This is a genomic window from Duganella dendranthematis (genome assembly GCF_012849375.1).
GTDB classification, from domain to species: domain Bacteria; phylum Pseudomonadota; class Gammaproteobacteria; order Burkholderiales; family Burkholderiaceae_D; genus Rugamonas; species Rugamonas dendranthematis.
Genome location: NZ_CP051684.1, coordinates 1,040,695 through 1,055,053 on the forward strand (window position 1 = coordinate 1,040,695; position 14,359 = coordinate 1,055,053).

Below are 14,359 nucleotides of genomic sequence, written 5' to 3' on the forward strand. Positions count from 1 at the left end.
CTCCTTAGCGGGCGGCGTTATCGGACTTCAGCGACACTTCGGCGATCGCCGACATGCCCGGCACCAGACGGCCGCTCAGGGCCTTGACGTCTTCCGGCTTGAAGGTGATCTTGACCGGCACGCGCTGGACGATCTTGGTGAAGTTGCCGGTGGCGTTATCGGCCGGCAGCAGCGCGAACTGCGCGCCTGAGGCTGGCGAGAAGCTGTCGACCTTGCCGATCAGTTCCTTGCCCGGCAGCGCATCGACCGACACTTTGACTTCCTGGCCCGGCTTCAGTTCGGCCAGCTGGGTTTCCTTGAAGTTGGCGGTCAGCCAGACGTTTTCCTGCACGATGGCGGTCAGTTGCTGGCCCGGCTGCACGCGCTGGCCCACTTCGATGGTGCGCTTGCCGATCCGGCCCGACACCGGCGCCAGGATCTTGTTGTACGCCAGTTGCTGCTGCGCGTCTTTCAGTTGCACTTGCAGCACGCCGACCTGCGCCTGCGCCACATCGCGCGCCGACTTGGCCGACTCGATCTGGGCCTTGGCGGCGGACGTGCTGTCCTTGCGCGCGGCGACATCGGCCACGGCGCTGGCGCGGGCGGCGACGGCGGCATCCAGTTCGGACTTCGACACGGCTTTCATCTGGCTGTTATACAGCTGGCCGAAACGCTCGGCGTCCTGATTGGCGCGCACCAGCTGCGCCTGCGACTGCGCCACTTGCGCGGCGGCGGCGCTGGCTTGCGCCTGCACTTGCACGATCTGCGCGTCGGCCTGCACCACCTGCTGCTTGGCCGAGGCGATCTGCGCCTGGATCTGTTCGACGCGCACGCCCTGGTCAAACGGGTCCAGCTCGGCGATGACATCGCCTTCCTTGACCAGCTGGTTATCCTCGATCAGCACCTTGGTCACCACACCGGCGATGCGCGACGATACCGGCGTCACGTGGCCGGCCACGTAGGCATTGTCGGTCTCGACATAGTAATGGCTGCGGTACCACATGCGTCCACCGATGCCGATCGCGGCCAGCGCGACGATGGCGGCCACGATCAGCACGCGACGGTTCGGGCCCTGCGCTGCCGGGGCTGCAGGGGCGGCTGGTGCTGCCGCTGGAGGAACGGCACTGATTTTTTGTTCTTGGGTGGACATGGACAGCTCCGAGAAAATGAAATGAGATGGGAGCATTATGGCGGGTTTCTGCGCAAAGTCAAGAAATGAAACGGTTGCATTTCATTTTTTTTTGGACTAGCATGGCGGCATTCGCTATCATTCGACCGCCATGAATACCACCGCCCCCACCGAGGCCGCCGCGCTGGACGAGCAAGATTGTCCGGAAGGCCATTACTCCCCCGATTCGCCGTGCTTCGGCAAGGCCGCCGGCCGCCCGCGCGCCGCCGACAAGGCCGCGCGCCGCGCCGCCCTGCTGCACACTGCCGGCCAGCTGTTCCTGGAAAAAGGCTACAGCAAGGTCAGCCTGGAAATGATCGCCCGCGAAGCCCACGTGGCGGTGCGCACCATCTACGTCAAATTTGGCGGCAAGGTCGGCCTGCTGGAAGCCATCATCACCGACGGCCGTGCCAACTACATGGCCGGCGTGGCCAACATGGAAACCGATCCGCGACCGATGCAGCAGATTCTGTCCGACTTCGCCGTGCGCTTCCTGGAACTGATCTCGCTGCCCACCTTCACCAGCCTGCACCGCATGGTGGTGGCCGAAGCCAAGAGCACGCCGGAACTGGCGGCCGCATTCTTCGAGGCCGGCCCGCTGCGCACGCGCGAGGAACTCGGCCGTTTCTTCGCCCGCGCCGACGTCCAGGCGCAGCTGCGGCCCGACCTGCGCCCCGACCTGCTGCCGGTGTTCCTGATCAACTGCCTGATGGGCGACCACATGGCGCGCCTGCTGTTCCCGGCCGAGCAGCCGGCCACGCGGGAAGAACTGCGCCGCCAAGCCGACGAGGGGCTGGATCTGTTCCTGCGCGGCGTGCTGCGCTAAGTACGCTAGCGCACATCAAAAGGCGCCGCGTATTTGCCTTTTGTTCTATACTGGTTTTTTGAAAATCGGAGCGCACATGAGCAAAATGAATCGTCTGGACTGGAGCAAACAAATCACGCTCATGAATGAGCGCATCAAGAACTTCCAGGCCAATCCGGGCCAGGAACAGCTGGAAGCGGTGATCGTCGAACTGCAGGCGTATGCAGAAGCAGCGCGCAGCGGCGGCATCGAAATCCCGGCGCGTTTTACCGTCAACTGACATGAAAGCCCTGCGCTGGGCCGTGCTGGCCCTGGTGCTGGCAGGCGTTGGCGCTGCCGGCTACTACTACATCCGCAATCCCGAATCGCTGACGCTGAATACGGTGGCACGGCGCGACGCCCAGGCGCCCGGCGCCTACGTCACGCTGGGCGACGGCGTCACCCATTACGAAGTGGCCGGCCCGGACAACGGCCGGGTGGTGGTGCTGGTGCACGGCTTCTCGGTGCCCTCGTATATTTGGGACCCGACCTTTGCCGCGCTGCGCGACGCCGGCTATCGCGTGATCCGCTACGACCTGTACGGCCGCGGCCTGTCGGACCGGCCCGACGCCGCCTATGACGGCGCCTTCTACGACCGCCAGCTGGACCAGCTGCTGGCCGCACTGAAGGTGGACGGCAAGATCGATTTGTTCGGGCTGTCGTTCGGCGGCTATGTCAGCGCACACTACGCCTCGACCCATCCGCAGCGCATCCGCACTCTAAACCTGGTCGACCCGTCCAACAGCGCACCCAAGCTGGGCTGGCAGATGACCACCCCACTGCTTGGCCCCTACCTGTTCCAGACCGGCGCCGTGCCCGGCATGGCGGACAACCAGAGCAGCGACTTCCTGCATCCGGAACAATTCCCCGGCTGGGCCGACCGCTACAAGCAGCAGATGCAGTACCACGGCTTCGGCCGCGCGTTGTACCGGTCGCGCGTCGCGCTGGCACGCGAGGATTTTGACGGCATCTACGCCGCCATCGCCCGCGCCGGCACGCCGGTGCATCTGGTGTGGGGCAAGCAGGACCCGACCATTCCAGTAGCGCAGGCGACGCATATCCGCAACGCCATCCCGTCGACCGCCTACCGCGAGATCGACCAGTCCGGCCACCTGCCGCAGATGGAGCAGGCGGCCCTGTTCAACCACGACATGCTGACTTACCTGGCGGCCCATCCATGAACATCCGCACTCTGCAAGCCGATGACGTCGAGCGCCTGCTGGCGTTTGAAACCGCCAACCGCGCCTGGTTCGAGCAGCACGTCGAAGCGCGTGCGCCCAGCTTCTATTCGGAATCCGGCGTCGCCGCCCATATCGCCGATTACTTGGACAGCTACCAGGCCGGCGCCATGCATCCGTGCGTGCTGACCAGCGACGACGGCGCCGCCATCATCGGCCGCGCCAACCTGCGCCATATCGACCACGCAGCCGGCAGCGGCGAAGTCGGCTACCGCATCGGCCAGGCGCAAGCGCGCCAGGGGCTGGGCAGCCAGGCGTTAACGCATCTGATGGAATTGGCGCGCGAGCGCTACGGCCTGCGTATGCTGAACGCCTGGATCTCGCCGCAAAACCTCGGCTCACGGCGGGTGGTGGAGAAATGCGGCTTCACGCGTGATGCGCTGGCCGCACCGGTGACGACGCAGGTGAACGGCGTCGATCACGCCTCCCACCTGTACCAGTGTCACCTGTAGAGCTTACTTCTTGCCGGCGCGCGCCTGCGCCACCAGCGCATCGAGCACCTGCAGCGTCGCCGCGTTCAGCTGCTGGCGCGGCGTGCCCGGATTGCTGGCGTCGACCATGGTCGGATTGGTGACGTAGCGACCGTCCACCACCATCGTCGGCGTGCTGTTGACTTCATAGGTACTGGCCACGCGGCCGGCGTTCTTCAGGCGCGTCATCACCGCGAACGAGGTGTACATGCTGGTGAACTTCTGCTTGTCGATGCCGTTCTTGACCGCCCAGTCGATATTCGCCTCGTCACTGTTCAGACGGCGGCGCTCGACGTGCCAGGTGCTGAGGATCTTGGCGTGCAGCTGCTCTTCCAGCTTCAGCGCTTCCAGCGTCAGGAACATATGCGCTTCCGGATCATTCTCGCCGGTCAGCGGCAGGTGGATGCGGCGGAACACGATGTTGTCGCCCTGCTTCTTGACCCAAGCCAGCATGTCCGGCTCCAGCGCGTAACACGCCGGGCAGTGATACATGAAGAACTCGATCACCTCGACCTTCTGGCCCTGCGCCTGCACCGGCTGCGGGGTTTTCAGGGTGGTGTATTCGGCGCCGTTACGCGGCGCGGTCGGCGAAGCAAACGCGGTGGCGGCGCACAGGCCGGCGACCACCAGGGCAATCTTCAACAAACGCATGATCATCCTCAAAAGAGCAAAGACAGCAGATTATCACTTCTGTGGCGGGCGCGCTTCCAAACCGGCGATATCCTGCATCAGCGCGATCAGCCGCGCCGCGCCCAGGCCCAGCGGCCGGTCGTTGATCCACACCACGTCGACCCACAGCCGCAACTCGCTGCTCATGTGCGCGAAGACGATGCCCAGCAGCTCGCCGCTGTCCATAAGCGGCTGCGCCAGGCGGCGCGGCAGGTAGGCCCAGCCCAGACCGGCGCGCACCAGTCCCAGCGTGGCCAGATGACTGTCGGTGCGCCACAACTTGCGCGAGATCAGCAGGCGCAGGTCGGCCTGCTCGCCGATGCTGCTGGCGATGGCGATCTGCCGCAAGTCGACCAGATCTTCCAGCCGGAAGCTGCCGTTGTGCGCGAGGGCGCGCGGGTGGCGCGGCGCGATGACGGGCACCAGCACCTCGCTGCCCAGCTCCTGAAAACTTTCGCGGCCATCGACCCGCGTGCGCTCATACATCAAACCCAGTTGCGCGGTGCCGTCATGCAGCATGCGCTGCAAGGCGTCCTGCGGCGCCGACAGCACCTCGACCTCCAGCGAGGGGAATTCCTCGGCCAGCCGCGCCAGCGGATCGCTGAATGGCGCCGACAGCAGTTCCGGCGCCACCGCCAGCGTGAGCCTGCGCTCCAACCCCTGGTGCAGCGACAGCGCGTGCGCCTGCAGGCGGCGTAGCTGACCGGCCATCTGGCGTGCCTCGGCCTCCAGCGCGCGCGCCGCTTCGGTCGGCCGCACCTCGCGCGAACTGCGCTCGAACAGCGCCAGCCCCAGTTCCGCCTCCAGATGGCCGATGGTCATGCTGACCGCCGACGGCACCCGTCCCAGCGCCCGCGCGGCCGCCGAGAACGAACCGTGGTCGAGCACCGCCAGAAAGACCGCGACGTTATCCGATGAAAAAGCCATAGCTGGCAATCTATCAGAAAAACTGACAGCGGCTGACTTTTTCAATCAGAAAAATTCCCATACCATACGCACTGTTGTTATCTGAACCAAGGAAATCCCATGCAAGGCATGAAACGCAAAGTCGTCTACGCATCCCTGTTTGAACTGATCGCCATCGGCCTGACCAGCAGCCTGCTGATGTTCGGCGCCGGCCACGACGCCAGCCATGCCGGCGTGGCGGCGGTGGCGTCGTCGAGCGTCGCCTTCGCCTGGAACTTCGTATTCAACTCGGCGTTCGAGGCGTGGGAAACGCGCCAGGCCACGCGCGGTCGCAACTGGAAGCGCCGCGTCGCCCACGCTGTGGGCTTCGAGGGCGGGCTGGTGGTGATGCTGGTGCCGCTGTTCGCCTGGTGGCTGCGCATCTCACTGTGGGACGCGCTGGTGCTGGATATCGGCCTGCTGTTGTTCTTTATGGTGTATACGTATATCTTCAGCCTGACGTTCGACCGAATCTTCGGCCTGCCCGCATCGGCGCAAGGCTAAGCCACCACCTATTGGAGATCACATGAAGTTGCATCCGCTTGCTGTCGCAGTCCTGGCTTTGACCTTCAGCGCGGCGCATGCCGATGCACTCTCCCCCACCGAGCAGAAAATCGTCGCCGAAATCAAGGCGCATGCGCCGCAGGGACTGGACCTGCTGGAACGCTCGGTCAACATCAACAGCGGCACCATGAACCACGACGGCGTGCGCGCGGTCGGCAAGCTGTTTGGAGAACAGTTCGCCCAGCTGGGCTTTGCCACGCGCTGGTCCGACATGCCGGCCGCGATGCAGCGCGCCGGCCACTTGATCGCCACGCGCGAAGGCAAGCAAGGCAAGCGCCTGCTGCTGATCGGCCATCTGGACACGGTGTTTGAAAAGGACAGCCAGGTGCAGCTGTGGCAGCGCAACGGCGACCGCGTGCGCGGCCAGGGCGTCAACGACATGAAAGGCGGCGACGTCATCATCGTCGAAGCGCTGCGCGCCTTGCAGCGCGTGGGAGCGCTGGACAACACCAGCATCACCATCGTCTTCAGCGGCGATGAAGAGAATGCCGGCGAGCCGATTGCGGTCTCGCGCGCCGACATGGTCAACGCCGCCAAACGCAGCGACATCGCCCTGGCCTTCGAAGCCACGGTGCGCGACAAGAGCGGGCGCGATACCGGCACTATCGGCCGCCGCTCGTCGTCGTCGTGGGAATTGAAAGTCAGCGGCAAGCAGGGCCACTCCAGCGGTATCTTCAGCGACAGCGCCGGCTATGGCGCGATTTACGAAGCGGCGCGCATCCTCGACGGCTTCCGTCAGCAGGTGATCGAGCCGGACCTGACCTTCAGCCCCGGCATGATCGTCGGCGGCACCGACGCCAGCACCAACACGCTCGGCACCACCGGTCAGGCGGCCGGTAAGACCAACGTCATCTCGCGCAGCGCCACCGTGGAGGGCGACCTGCGCTACCTGACCTACGAACAGCGCGACCGCGCGCACGCGAAAATGAAAGCCATCGTCGCCCAGAACCTGCCGGGCACCAGCGCCAGCATCACCTTCCACGATTCATATCCGCCGATGTCGCCGACTGCCGGCAACCTGGCGGTGCTGAAAATTTATTCGCAGGCCAGCCAGGACGCTGGCTTGGGCGAGATCCCCGCGCTGCCACCGGGCCAACGCGGCGCAGGCGACATCCAGTTCGTCGCCCCGCTGCTCGATTCGCTGGACGGTCTGGGCGCCACCGGCAATGGCGCCCACTCGCCCGACGAAGACCTGGAAATCGCCTCGATCGAACGCGCCACCATCCGCACCGCCATCCTGCTGTATCGCCTGACGCGCTGATTTTATTGAAGCTAATTCCTGATCAAATCCACGGTGGTGATGCAGTCTCCAGTTTGAACCACGCGCAAATACATTTCACTGTCGCTGTGGCCGGGAAAAACAAACTGGTAGGTGCGGACCGGGATGCAGGGCAGCGTCGGCTCGGGAAATGCCGGCGAAGCCGATGCTACTGGCGCACTCTGAAAGACCTTGACCAGGTCGTCCTGACGAAGACACTGTCTATCCACTGCAGCCAGTTTGCGCGCGGTATCGATATCGACATCCGCATGAGCGGTGGCGCATAACGCAGCCAGAAGAATCGCGGGGCAAAGAGTTTTCATGGTTTTAGTCCGCAGCGGCGTCGATGGCGCGGCGAGACCAATGCAGAAGTTGTTCGGCATCGTCGAGCAGGAATTCCGGGGCGGTGTAGAACTTGCGGACGGTGACCTCGCCCTTTTTGGTGGTGTACTTGAAGGGCTGCTCAACATTCGCGGCCATGCGCGTCTCCGATAAAATTTAGTGCATCATCGCCGAATGCATCACCGCCCACACCATCACCAGCGGCACCAGCAAGCCGTAGGCGATCAGCGACAACATGGCGGCGCCTTTGCTGCCTACCGGCTTGCCATCCAGCGTGCGGGCGCGCGCAGCGAGATACCAGGCGCCGATGCCGACCTGAATGACGACACTGGCAGCCACCGCCACCAAGTCAGGAATCACGTCCCCGGACAAGCGGTTGAGCAGCATACCGGCGCCCAGCACCAGCAATAAAATCAGGCTGAAGATGCTGGCGTCGCGCCAGCTCAAACGGGCGCGCTTGTACAGCAAGGCCGCCAGCTTGACGCTGCCGGCGTACAGCGCCACGATCAGCAGCAGAAACAAAAAAGAAAAAGAGCTCATGGTCAAACCTCACAAATAAAAAAACCGGGAGCATGTCCCGGTTTTGTGTTGCCACTACCTGCTTAGCGCTTGCGCGGTGGCGGCAGGTCGGTGCAGACGCCTTCGTAGACTTCGGCGGCCATGCCGATCGATTCGCCCAGCGTTGGATGCGGGTGGATCGTCTTGCCGATATCGGTGCCGTCGGCGCCCATTTCGATGGCCAGCGCGATTTCGCCGATCATGTCGCCGGCGTGCGTGCCGACCATGGTACCGCCGATGATGCGATGCGTCTCAGCGTCGAACAGCAGCTTGGTAAAGCCCTCTGCGCGACCATTGGCCACAGCGCGGCCGCTCGCGGCCCAAGGGAAGTGGCCCTTCTCGACCTTGATGCCCTTGGCTTTCGCTTCGTCTTCGGTCACGCCGACCCACGCCACTTCCGGATCGGTGTAGGCCACCGATGGAATCACCTTCACATCGAAGTGCGACTTCTGGCCCGCTGCCGCCTCGGCAGCTACATGGCCTTCGTGCACCGCCTTGTGCGCCAGCATTGGCTGGCCCACCAGGTCGCCGATGGCGAAGATGTTCGGCACGTTGGTGCGCATCTGGCTGTCGACCGGGATGAAGCCACGGTCGGTCACCACCACGCCAGCCTTGTCGGCGGAGATCTTCTTGCCGTTCGGGCTGCGGCCAACGGCCACCAGCACCAGGTCATAGACCTGTGGCGCAGGCGACGGTGCGCCGGCTTCCGCTGCTTCAAAAGTGACTTTGATCCCTTCCGGCAGCGCTTCAACGCCGACGGTTTTGGTCTTGGTCATGATGTTGTCGAAGCGGGCTTCGTTGTACTTCTGCCAGACCTTGACCGCATCGCGGTCGGCGCCTTGCATCAGGCCGTCCATCATTTCGACCACGTCGATGCGCGCGCCGAAAGTGGAGTAGACGGTGGCCATTTCCAGGCCGATGATGCCGCCGCCGATAACCAGCATGCGTTTCGGGATCTGACGCAGTTCCAGCGCGCCGGTCGAATCGACGATGCGCGGATCTTCCGGCACGAACGGCAGCTTCACCACCGACGAACCGGCGGCGATGATGGCCTGCTTGAACTGCACCACTTTCTTGGTGCCGTCGTTGGCGGTGACTTCGATGTGGTTCGCGCTCAGGAACTGGCCGACGCCGGTGACAACCTGCGTCTTGCGTGCCTTGGCCATGCCGGCCAGGCCGTTGGTCATGTTCTTGATGACGCTTTCCTTGTGCTTGCGCACCTGGTCGATGTCGATGGTCGGCTTGGCGAAGGTCACGCCGGTCTTGGCCATGTGCGAGGTTTCGTCGATCACGGCTGCCACGTGCAGCAGCGCCTTCGATGGGATGCAACCCACGTTCAGGCACACGCCTCCCAGCACGTCGTAACGTTCGACCAGCACGGTGTTCAGGCCCAGGTCCGACGAACGGAACGCAGCCGAGTAACCGCCAGGGCCGGAGCCAAGCACCATCATGTCGCAGTCGATGTCGACCTGGCCGGTGTAGCTGCTACCGGCTGGCGCGGCGATCGGTGCGGCAGGAGCAACTGCCGGCGCCGATGCGGCGGCGGGAGTTGCTGGGGCAGCAGCGGCAGGCGCAGGAGCAGGAGCAGGAGCAGCAGCAGCACCTTCGCTGGCTTCAACCACCAGCAGCGCAACGCCTTCCTTGACCTTGTCGCCAACCTTGACGCGCACTTCCTTCACCACGCCGCTGTGCGACGATGGGATTTCCATACTGGCCTTGTCCGATTCCACGGTAATCAGGGACTGATCCACCTTGATCGTGTCGCCCACCTTGACCATCACTTCGATTACTTCTACTTCCGCGAAGTCGCCGATATTCGGCACTTTTACTTCTGTGCTCATCATGGCTCCTTACAGCAGAATTTTACGCATGTCGCCGAGCACTTCGCTCAGGTACACGGAGAAGCGCGCGCCCATCGCGCCATCAACCACACGGTGATCGTAGGACAGCGAGGTACCCATCAGCAGGCGAGGCTGGAACGCCTTGCCATCCCACACCGGCTTGAGCGATGCCTTGGACAAGCCCAGGATCGCCACTTCCGGCGCGTTGACGATCGGCGTGAAGTGCGTGCCGCCAATACCGCCCAGCGACGAAATGGTGAAGGTCGCGCCTTGCATGTCGGCCGGTTTCAGTTTGCCTTCGCGCGCTTGCAGCGACAGCTCGGTCATTTCCTTGGCGATCTGCGTGACCGATTTCTGGTCGGCGTTTTTGATCACTGGGACAACCAGGCCGTTCGGCGTGTCGGCGGCGAAGCCGATGTTGTAGTACTTCTTCAGAATCAGGTTCTCGCCCTTCGCGTCCAGCGACGAATTGAAGGTCGGGAATTTCTTCAGCGCGGCGACCGACGCCTTGATCACGAAGGCCAGCATGGTGAGCTTGGTGGCGTCCTTGTTCTTGGCGGTAGCGGCGTTCGATTCAACGCGGAAGGCTTCCAGGTCGGTGATGTCGGCGTCGTCGAATTGCGTGACGTGCGGGATCTGCACCCAGTTGCGGTGCAGGTTAGGACCCGAGATTTTCTTGATGCGCGACAGCGGCAGCAGTTCGGTTTCGCCGAATTTGCTGAAGTCCAGCGACGGCCATGGCAGCACGCTGAAGTTGCCGCCGCCACCGACGGCGCCACCAGCAGCGCCCGAAGGTGCAGCAACGGTACCGGCGATCACGCCCTTGACGTAGTTCTGCACATCGATCTGTGTGATGCGGCCTTTAGGACCGGAGCCTGGCACTTTGCCCAGGTCCACGCCCAGTTCGCGGGCGAATTTGCGGATCGATGGCGATGCGTGCGCCAGTTTGCCGGTTGCGACCGAACCTTGCGATGCGGTCGGTGCGGCAGCGGCAGCAGCCGGCGCAGGTGCTGGCGACGGTGCAGCGGCGGCAGGCGCCGGAGCAGCAGGAGCAGCGGCCGGCGCAGGCGCAGCGGCGACTGGGCTACCCACCGCGTCGACGACGAATACAACCGTGCCCATGGCAACCTTGTCGCCTACCTTGACCTTCACTTCTTTCACCACGCCGGCGTGCGACGATGGGATTTCCATGCTGGCCTTGTCCGATTCAACGGTCAGCAGCGACTGGTCTACCTTGATGGTGTCGCCAACCTTGACCATGACTTCGATGACTTCCACTTCCTTGAAGTCGCCGATGTCCGGTACCTTGACATCAACCGGGCCGGCCGATGCTGCCGGCGCGGCGGCTGGCGCCGGCGCAGGGGCAGCGGCAGCCGGTGCTGGCGCAGCGGCGGCAGGAGCGGCAGCCGGCGCAGGCGCAGCGGCGGCGCCATCGGCCTCCAGCAGCAGCACCAGCGAACCCATGGCAACCTTCTCGCCAACCTTCACTTTGATCTCCTTCACCACGCCGGCGGCCGACGAAGGAATCTCCATGCTGGCCTTATCCGATTCAACGGTGATCAGCGACTGATCGACCTTGATGGTGTCGCCAACCTTGACCATCACTTCGATGATCTCAACTTCCTTGAAATCGCCGATATCCGGGACTTTAACTTCCACAATGCTCATAGCGTTTGCTCCGTATTTTTCTAAGCGGATTATTGGGTCACCGGATTTGGCTTGTTCGGATTGAGGTTGTACTTGGCCACAGCCTGTTCAACCACCGAAGCGTCGATCTTGCCTTCTTCCGACAGCGACTTCAGTGCGGCGACCGTGATGTAGTAACGGTTCACCTCAAAGAACTCGCGCAGCTTGGCGCGGCTGTCCGAACGGCCGAAACCATCGGTGCCCAGCACGCGGTAGGTGCGGTCTTTAGGAATGAAGGCGCGGATCTGTTCAGCAAACGCGCGCATGTAGTCAGTGGTCGCCACGATCGGACCGCTGGTGTCTTTCAGCAGTTGCGCCACGTATGGCACGCGCTGTTCTTTGGTCGGATTGACCAGGTTCCAGCGCTCGGCGTCCTGACCATCGCGCGCCACCAGTGTCAGCGAAGGAGCGGACCACACGTCGGCAGCGATGTTCCAGTCGTTCTTCAGCAGTTCAGCCGCGAAGATCGACTCACGCAGGATGGTGCCGGAGCCGATCAGCTGTACGCGCTGTTTCAGCGACTCGTCGCCTTGCTGCAGCAGGTACATACCTTTCAGGATGCCCTCTTCCTGGCCTGGCTTGATGCCTGGGTGTGGGTAGTTCTCGTTCATGATGGTGATGTAGTAGAACACGTCTTCCTGTTCTTCCACCATGCGGCGCATACCGTCTTGAATAATCACTGCCAGCTCGTGACCGAAGGTCGGGTCATACGGCATGCAGTTCGGCACAGCCGCTGCGAACAGGTGGCTATGACCATCTTCGTGCTGCAGGCCTTCGCCGTTCAGCGTCGTGCGGCCGGCGGTGCCGCCCATCAGGAAGCCGCGTGCGCGCATGTCGGCCGCTGCCCACACCAGATCGCCGATACGCTGCATACCGAACATCGAATAGTAGGTATAGAACGGGATCATCACGCGGTTGTTGGTCGAGTACGAGGTCGCCGCAGCGATCCACGAGCTCATACCACCGGCTTCATTGATACCTTCTTGCAGGATCTGGCCGGCCTTGTCTTCGCGGTAGTACATCACCTGGTCTTTATCGACCGGCTCGTACAACTGGCCTTGCTGGTTGAAGATACCGACCTGACGGAACAGACCTTCCATACCGAAGGTACGCGATTCATCGACCAGCACCGGCACGATGCGTGGGCCGACGCTCTGGTCTTTCAGCAGCGTGGTCAGGATACGTACGTAAGCCTGGGTCGACGACACTTCACGGCCTTCGGCGGTCGCGTCCAGCACGTTCTGGAAGGCGCTCAGCGGCGGTACGGTCAGTTTTTCGTCGGCTTGCTGGCGACGGGCCGGCAGGTAGCCGCCCAGCGCGGCGCGGCGCTCGTGCAGGTATTTGATTTCCGGTGCGTCGTCGGCTGGCTTGTAGAACGGGATGTCGGCCAGTTGATCGTCCGGAATCGGGATCGAGTAGCGGTCGCGCATTTCGCGCACGGCTTCGTCGGTCAGTTTCTTGGTGTTGTGCGCGGTGTTGCGTGCTTCGCCGTGCTTGCCCATGCCGAAGCCCTTGATGGTTTTCACCAGCAGGACGGTCGGTTGGCCTTTGTGTTCTTGCGCGACCTTGAAGGCGGCGTAGATCTTGTGCGGATCGTGACCGCCGCGGGTCAGGCGCCAGATGTCGTCGTCGGTCATGTTGGCAACCATCTCCAGCAGCTTTGGATGCTTGCCGAAGAAGTGCTTGCGCACGTAGGCGCCGTCTTTGGCCTTGTAGTTCTGGTACTCGCCGTCGACGGTGTCCATCATCACTTTGCGCAGGATGCCTTCTTTATCCTGTTGCAGCAGCGCGTCCCAGCCCGGACCCCAGATGACTTTGACCACGTTCCAGCCGGCGCCACGGAATTCGCCTTCCAGTTCCTGGATGATCTTGCCGTTGCCGCGCACCGGACCGTCCAGGCGCTGCAGGTTGCAGTTGACCACGATGACCAGGTTGTCCAGCTTCTCGCGCGCGGCCATGCCGATCGCGCCCAGCGATTCCGGTTCGTCCATCTCGCCGTCGCCGCAGAAGGCCCAGACTTTGCGGTCGGTGGTGTCGGCGATCGAGCGCGCGTGCAGGTATTTCAGGAAGCGTGCCTGATAAATCGCCATCAGCGGGCCCAGGCCCATCGAGACGGTCGGGAACTGCCAGAAGCTTGGCATCAGTTTCGGGTGCGGGTACGACGACAGGCCGCCACCGTCGACTTCGCGACGGAAGTGCAGCAGTTGGTCTTCGCTCAGGCGGCCTTCCAGGAAGGCGCGCGCGTAGACGCCAGGCGACGAGTGGCCCTGGATGTACAGCAGGTCGCCGCCGTGGTTTTCGCTCGGCGCTTTCCAGAAGTGGTTGAAGCCGATGCCCAGCATGTTGGCCAGCGAGGCGAACGAGGACAGGTGACCACCCAGGTCGCCGTCAACGCGGTTGGCCTTGACCACCATCGCCATGGCGTTCCAGCGCATCCACGAGCGCAGTTTTTCTTCGTATTCCAGGTTGCCCGGGCAGTGTTGCTCCTGGGACAGTGGAATCGTGTTGACGTAAGCGGTGTTGGCCGAGAACGGGATGTCCGAGCCGCTCTGGCGGGCCAGGTCGATCAGGCGTTCCAGCAGGTAGTGAGCACGATCAGGGCCCTCTTGTTCCAGCACTGAGGCCAGGGAATCCAACCATTCTTTAGTTTCTTGCGAATCCGGGTCGGTGTTTGCCGTTACCTGGTCAAGTTGAGCTGACATGTATTAAGTCTCCTGAGTTGAGATTGTGCCCCGAACCATGCGGCTTCCGGGTTGAGAGTTTGCTGATTATTTACTATTACTTTAATGATGTGTGG

At 63.0% G+C, this 14,359-nt stretch carries 15 protein-coding genes; 6 read left to right on the top strand and 9 right to left on the bottom strand.

The window, feature by feature from the left end:
• Positions 1-4 precede the first annotated feature (4 nt).
• Positions 5-1,129 carry an HlyD family secretion protein gene (locus tag HH213_RS04905; RefSeq protein WP_169111121.1) on the bottom strand — a complete coding sequence of 375 codons (1,125 nt, stop codon included), beginning with the start codon at positions 1,127-1,129 and terminating at the stop codon, positions 5-7.
• 130 nt (positions 1,130-1,259) lie between these two features.
• On the opposite strand from HH213_RS04905, the gene HH213_RS04910 reads away from it, so the two are divergent.
• The 4 genes from HH213_RS04910 (at position 1,260) to HH213_RS04925 (ending at position 3,681) form a co-directional block, all read left to right on the top strand.
• Complete coding sequence (locus HH213_RS04910; RefSeq protein ID WP_110844847.1) at positions 1,260-1,973, top strand: TetR/AcrR family transcriptional regulator; 714 nt, start codon at positions 1,260-1,262, stop codon at positions 1,971-1,973.
• A gap of 76 nt (positions 1,974-2,049) precedes the next feature.
• Positions 2,050-2,232 (top strand): hypothetical protein, encoded by a 183-nt coding sequence (locus tag HH213_RS04915; RefSeq protein ID WP_110844848.1) that lies wholly within the window; start codon positions 2,050-2,052, stop codon positions 2,230-2,232.
• A 1-nt stretch (position 2,233) separates the two neighbouring features.
• Positions 2,234-3,172 (top strand): alpha/beta fold hydrolase, encoded by a 939-nt coding sequence (locus tag HH213_RS04920; RefSeq protein ID WP_158288021.1) that lies wholly within the window; start codon positions 2,234-2,236, stop codon positions 3,170-3,172.
• Positions 3,169-3,681, top strand: coding sequence for a GNAT family N-acetyltransferase (locus HH213_RS04925; RefSeq protein ID WP_110844850.1), 513 nt, complete (start codon positions 3,169-3,171; stop codon positions 3,679-3,681). The genes HH213_RS04920 and HH213_RS04925 overlap by 4 nt, the downstream gene beginning before the upstream one ends.
• A gap of 3 nt (positions 3,682-3,684) precedes the next feature.
• Here HH213_RS04925 and HH213_RS04930 read toward each other — a convergent pair whose 3' ends face one another.
• Positions 3,685-4,350: a thiol:disulfide interchange protein DsbA/DsbL gene (locus HH213_RS04930; protein WP_169111123.1), complete on the bottom strand. Its 666-nt coding sequence runs from the start codon at positions 4,348-4,350 to the stop codon at positions 3,685-3,687.
• A 33-nt stretch (positions 4,351-4,383) separates the two neighbouring features.
• Positions 4,384-5,295 (bottom strand): LysR family transcriptional regulator, encoded by a 912-nt coding sequence (locus tag HH213_RS04935; RefSeq protein ID WP_169111125.1) that lies wholly within the window; start codon positions 5,293-5,295, stop codon positions 4,384-4,386.
• A 99-nt stretch (positions 5,296-5,394) separates the two neighbouring features.
• Here HH213_RS04935 and HH213_RS04940 point away from each other — a divergent pair, with 99 nt between their 5' ends.
• Complete coding sequence (locus HH213_RS04940) at positions 5,395-5,817, top strand: PACE efflux transporter (protein ID WP_169111127.1); 423 nt, start codon at positions 5,395-5,397, stop codon at positions 5,815-5,817.
• 22 nt (positions 5,818-5,839) lie between these two features.
• Positions 5,840-7,138: a M20/M25/M40 family metallo-hydrolase gene (locus HH213_RS04945; RefSeq protein ID WP_169111129.1), complete on the top strand. Its 1,299-nt coding sequence runs from the start codon at positions 5,840-5,842 to the stop codon at positions 7,136-7,138.
• 11 nt (positions 7,139-7,149) lie between these two features.
• Here HH213_RS04945 and HH213_RS04950 read toward each other — a convergent pair whose 3' ends face one another.
• From HH213_RS04950 to aceE, 6 genes are all read right to left on the bottom strand, one after another.
• A complete protein-coding gene (locus HH213_RS04950; RefSeq protein WP_169111131.1) occupies positions 7,150-7,458 on the bottom strand; it encodes a hypothetical protein in 309 nt (102 codons plus the stop codon).
• Between the two features lie 4 nt (positions 7,459-7,462).
• Entirely contained in the window at positions 7,463-7,615 is a 153-nt protein-coding gene (locus HH213_RS04955) for a TfoX/Sxy family protein (protein WP_169111133.1), read from the bottom strand.
• 18 nt (positions 7,616-7,633) lie between these two features.
• Positions 7,634-8,017, bottom strand: coding sequence for a hypothetical protein (locus HH213_RS04960; protein WP_110844855.1), 384 nt, complete (start codon positions 8,015-8,017; stop codon positions 7,634-7,636).
• Positions 8,018-8,079: 62 nt separating this feature from the next.
• Complete coding sequence (lpdA, locus tag HH213_RS04965) at positions 8,080-9,879, bottom strand: dihydrolipoyl dehydrogenase (protein ID WP_169111135.1); 1,800 nt, start codon at positions 9,877-9,879, stop codon at positions 8,080-8,082.
• Positions 9,880-9,885: 6 nt separating this feature from the next.
• Positions 9,886-11,544, bottom strand: coding sequence for a dihydrolipoyllysine-residue acetyltransferase (gene aceF / locus HH213_RS04970; RefSeq protein ID WP_169111137.1), 1,659 nt, complete (start codon positions 11,542-11,544; stop codon positions 9,886-9,888).
• A 29-nt stretch (positions 11,545-11,573) separates the two neighbouring features.
• Positions 11,574-14,264: a pyruvate dehydrogenase (acetyl-transferring), homodimeric type gene (aceE, locus tag HH213_RS04975; RefSeq protein ID WP_110844858.1), complete on the bottom strand. Its 2,691-nt coding sequence runs from the start codon at positions 14,262-14,264 to the stop codon at positions 11,574-11,576.
• Between the last annotated feature and the right edge of the window lie 95 nt (positions 14,265-14,359).

Coding starts and splice junctions, on each gene's coding strand:
- HH213_RS04905 (WP_169111121.1), bottom strand. CDS start 1,129: ATGTCCACCCAAGAACAAAAAATCAGTGCCGTTCCTCCAGCGGCAGCA.
- HH213_RS04910 (WP_110844847.1), top strand. CDS start 1,260: ATGAATACCACCGCCCCCACCGAGGCCGCCGCGCTGGACGAGCAAGAT.
- HH213_RS04915 (WP_110844848.1), top strand. CDS start 2,050: ATGAGCAAAATGAATCGTCTGGACTGGAGCAAACAAATCACGCTCATG.
- HH213_RS04920 (WP_158288021.1), top strand. CDS start 2,234: ATGAAAGCCCTGCGCTGGGCCGTGCTGGCCCTGGTGCTGGCAGGCGTT.
- HH213_RS04925 (WP_110844850.1), top strand. CDS start 3,169: ATGAACATCCGCACTCTGCAAGCCGATGACGTCGAGCGCCTGCTGGCG.
- HH213_RS04930 (WP_169111123.1), bottom strand. CDS start 4,350: ATGCGTTTGTTGAAGATTGCCCTGGTGGTCGCCGGCCTGTGCGCCGCC.
- HH213_RS04935 (WP_169111125.1), bottom strand. CDS start 5,295: ATGGCTTTTTCATCGGATAACGTCGCGGTCTTTCTGGCGGTGCTCGAC.
- HH213_RS04940 (WP_169111127.1), top strand. CDS start 5,395: ATGCAAGGCATGAAACGCAAAGTCGTCTACGCATCCCTGTTTGAACTG.
- HH213_RS04945 (WP_169111129.1), top strand. CDS start 5,840: ATGAAGTTGCATCCGCTTGCTGTCGCAGTCCTGGCTTTGACCTTCAGC.
- HH213_RS04950 (WP_169111131.1), bottom strand. CDS start 7,458: ATGAAAACTCTTTGCCCCGCGATTCTTCTGGCTGCGTTATGCGCCACC.
- HH213_RS04955 (WP_169111133.1), bottom strand. CDS start 7,615: ATGGCCGCGAATGTTGAGCAGCCCTTCAAGTACACCACCAAAAAGGGC.
- HH213_RS04960 (WP_110844855.1), bottom strand. CDS start 8,017: ATGAGCTCTTTTTCTTTTTTGTTTCTGCTGCTGATCGTGGCGCTGTAC.
- lpdA (WP_169111135.1), bottom strand. CDS start 9,879: ATGATGAGCACAGAAGTAAAAGTGCCGAATATCGGCGACTTCGCGGAA.
- aceF (WP_169111137.1), bottom strand. CDS start 11,544: ATGAGCATTGTGGAAGTTAAAGTCCCGGATATCGGCGATTTCAAGGAA.
- aceE (WP_110844858.1), bottom strand. CDS start 14,264: ATGTCAGCTCAACTTGACCAGGTAACGGCAAACACCGACCCGGATTCG.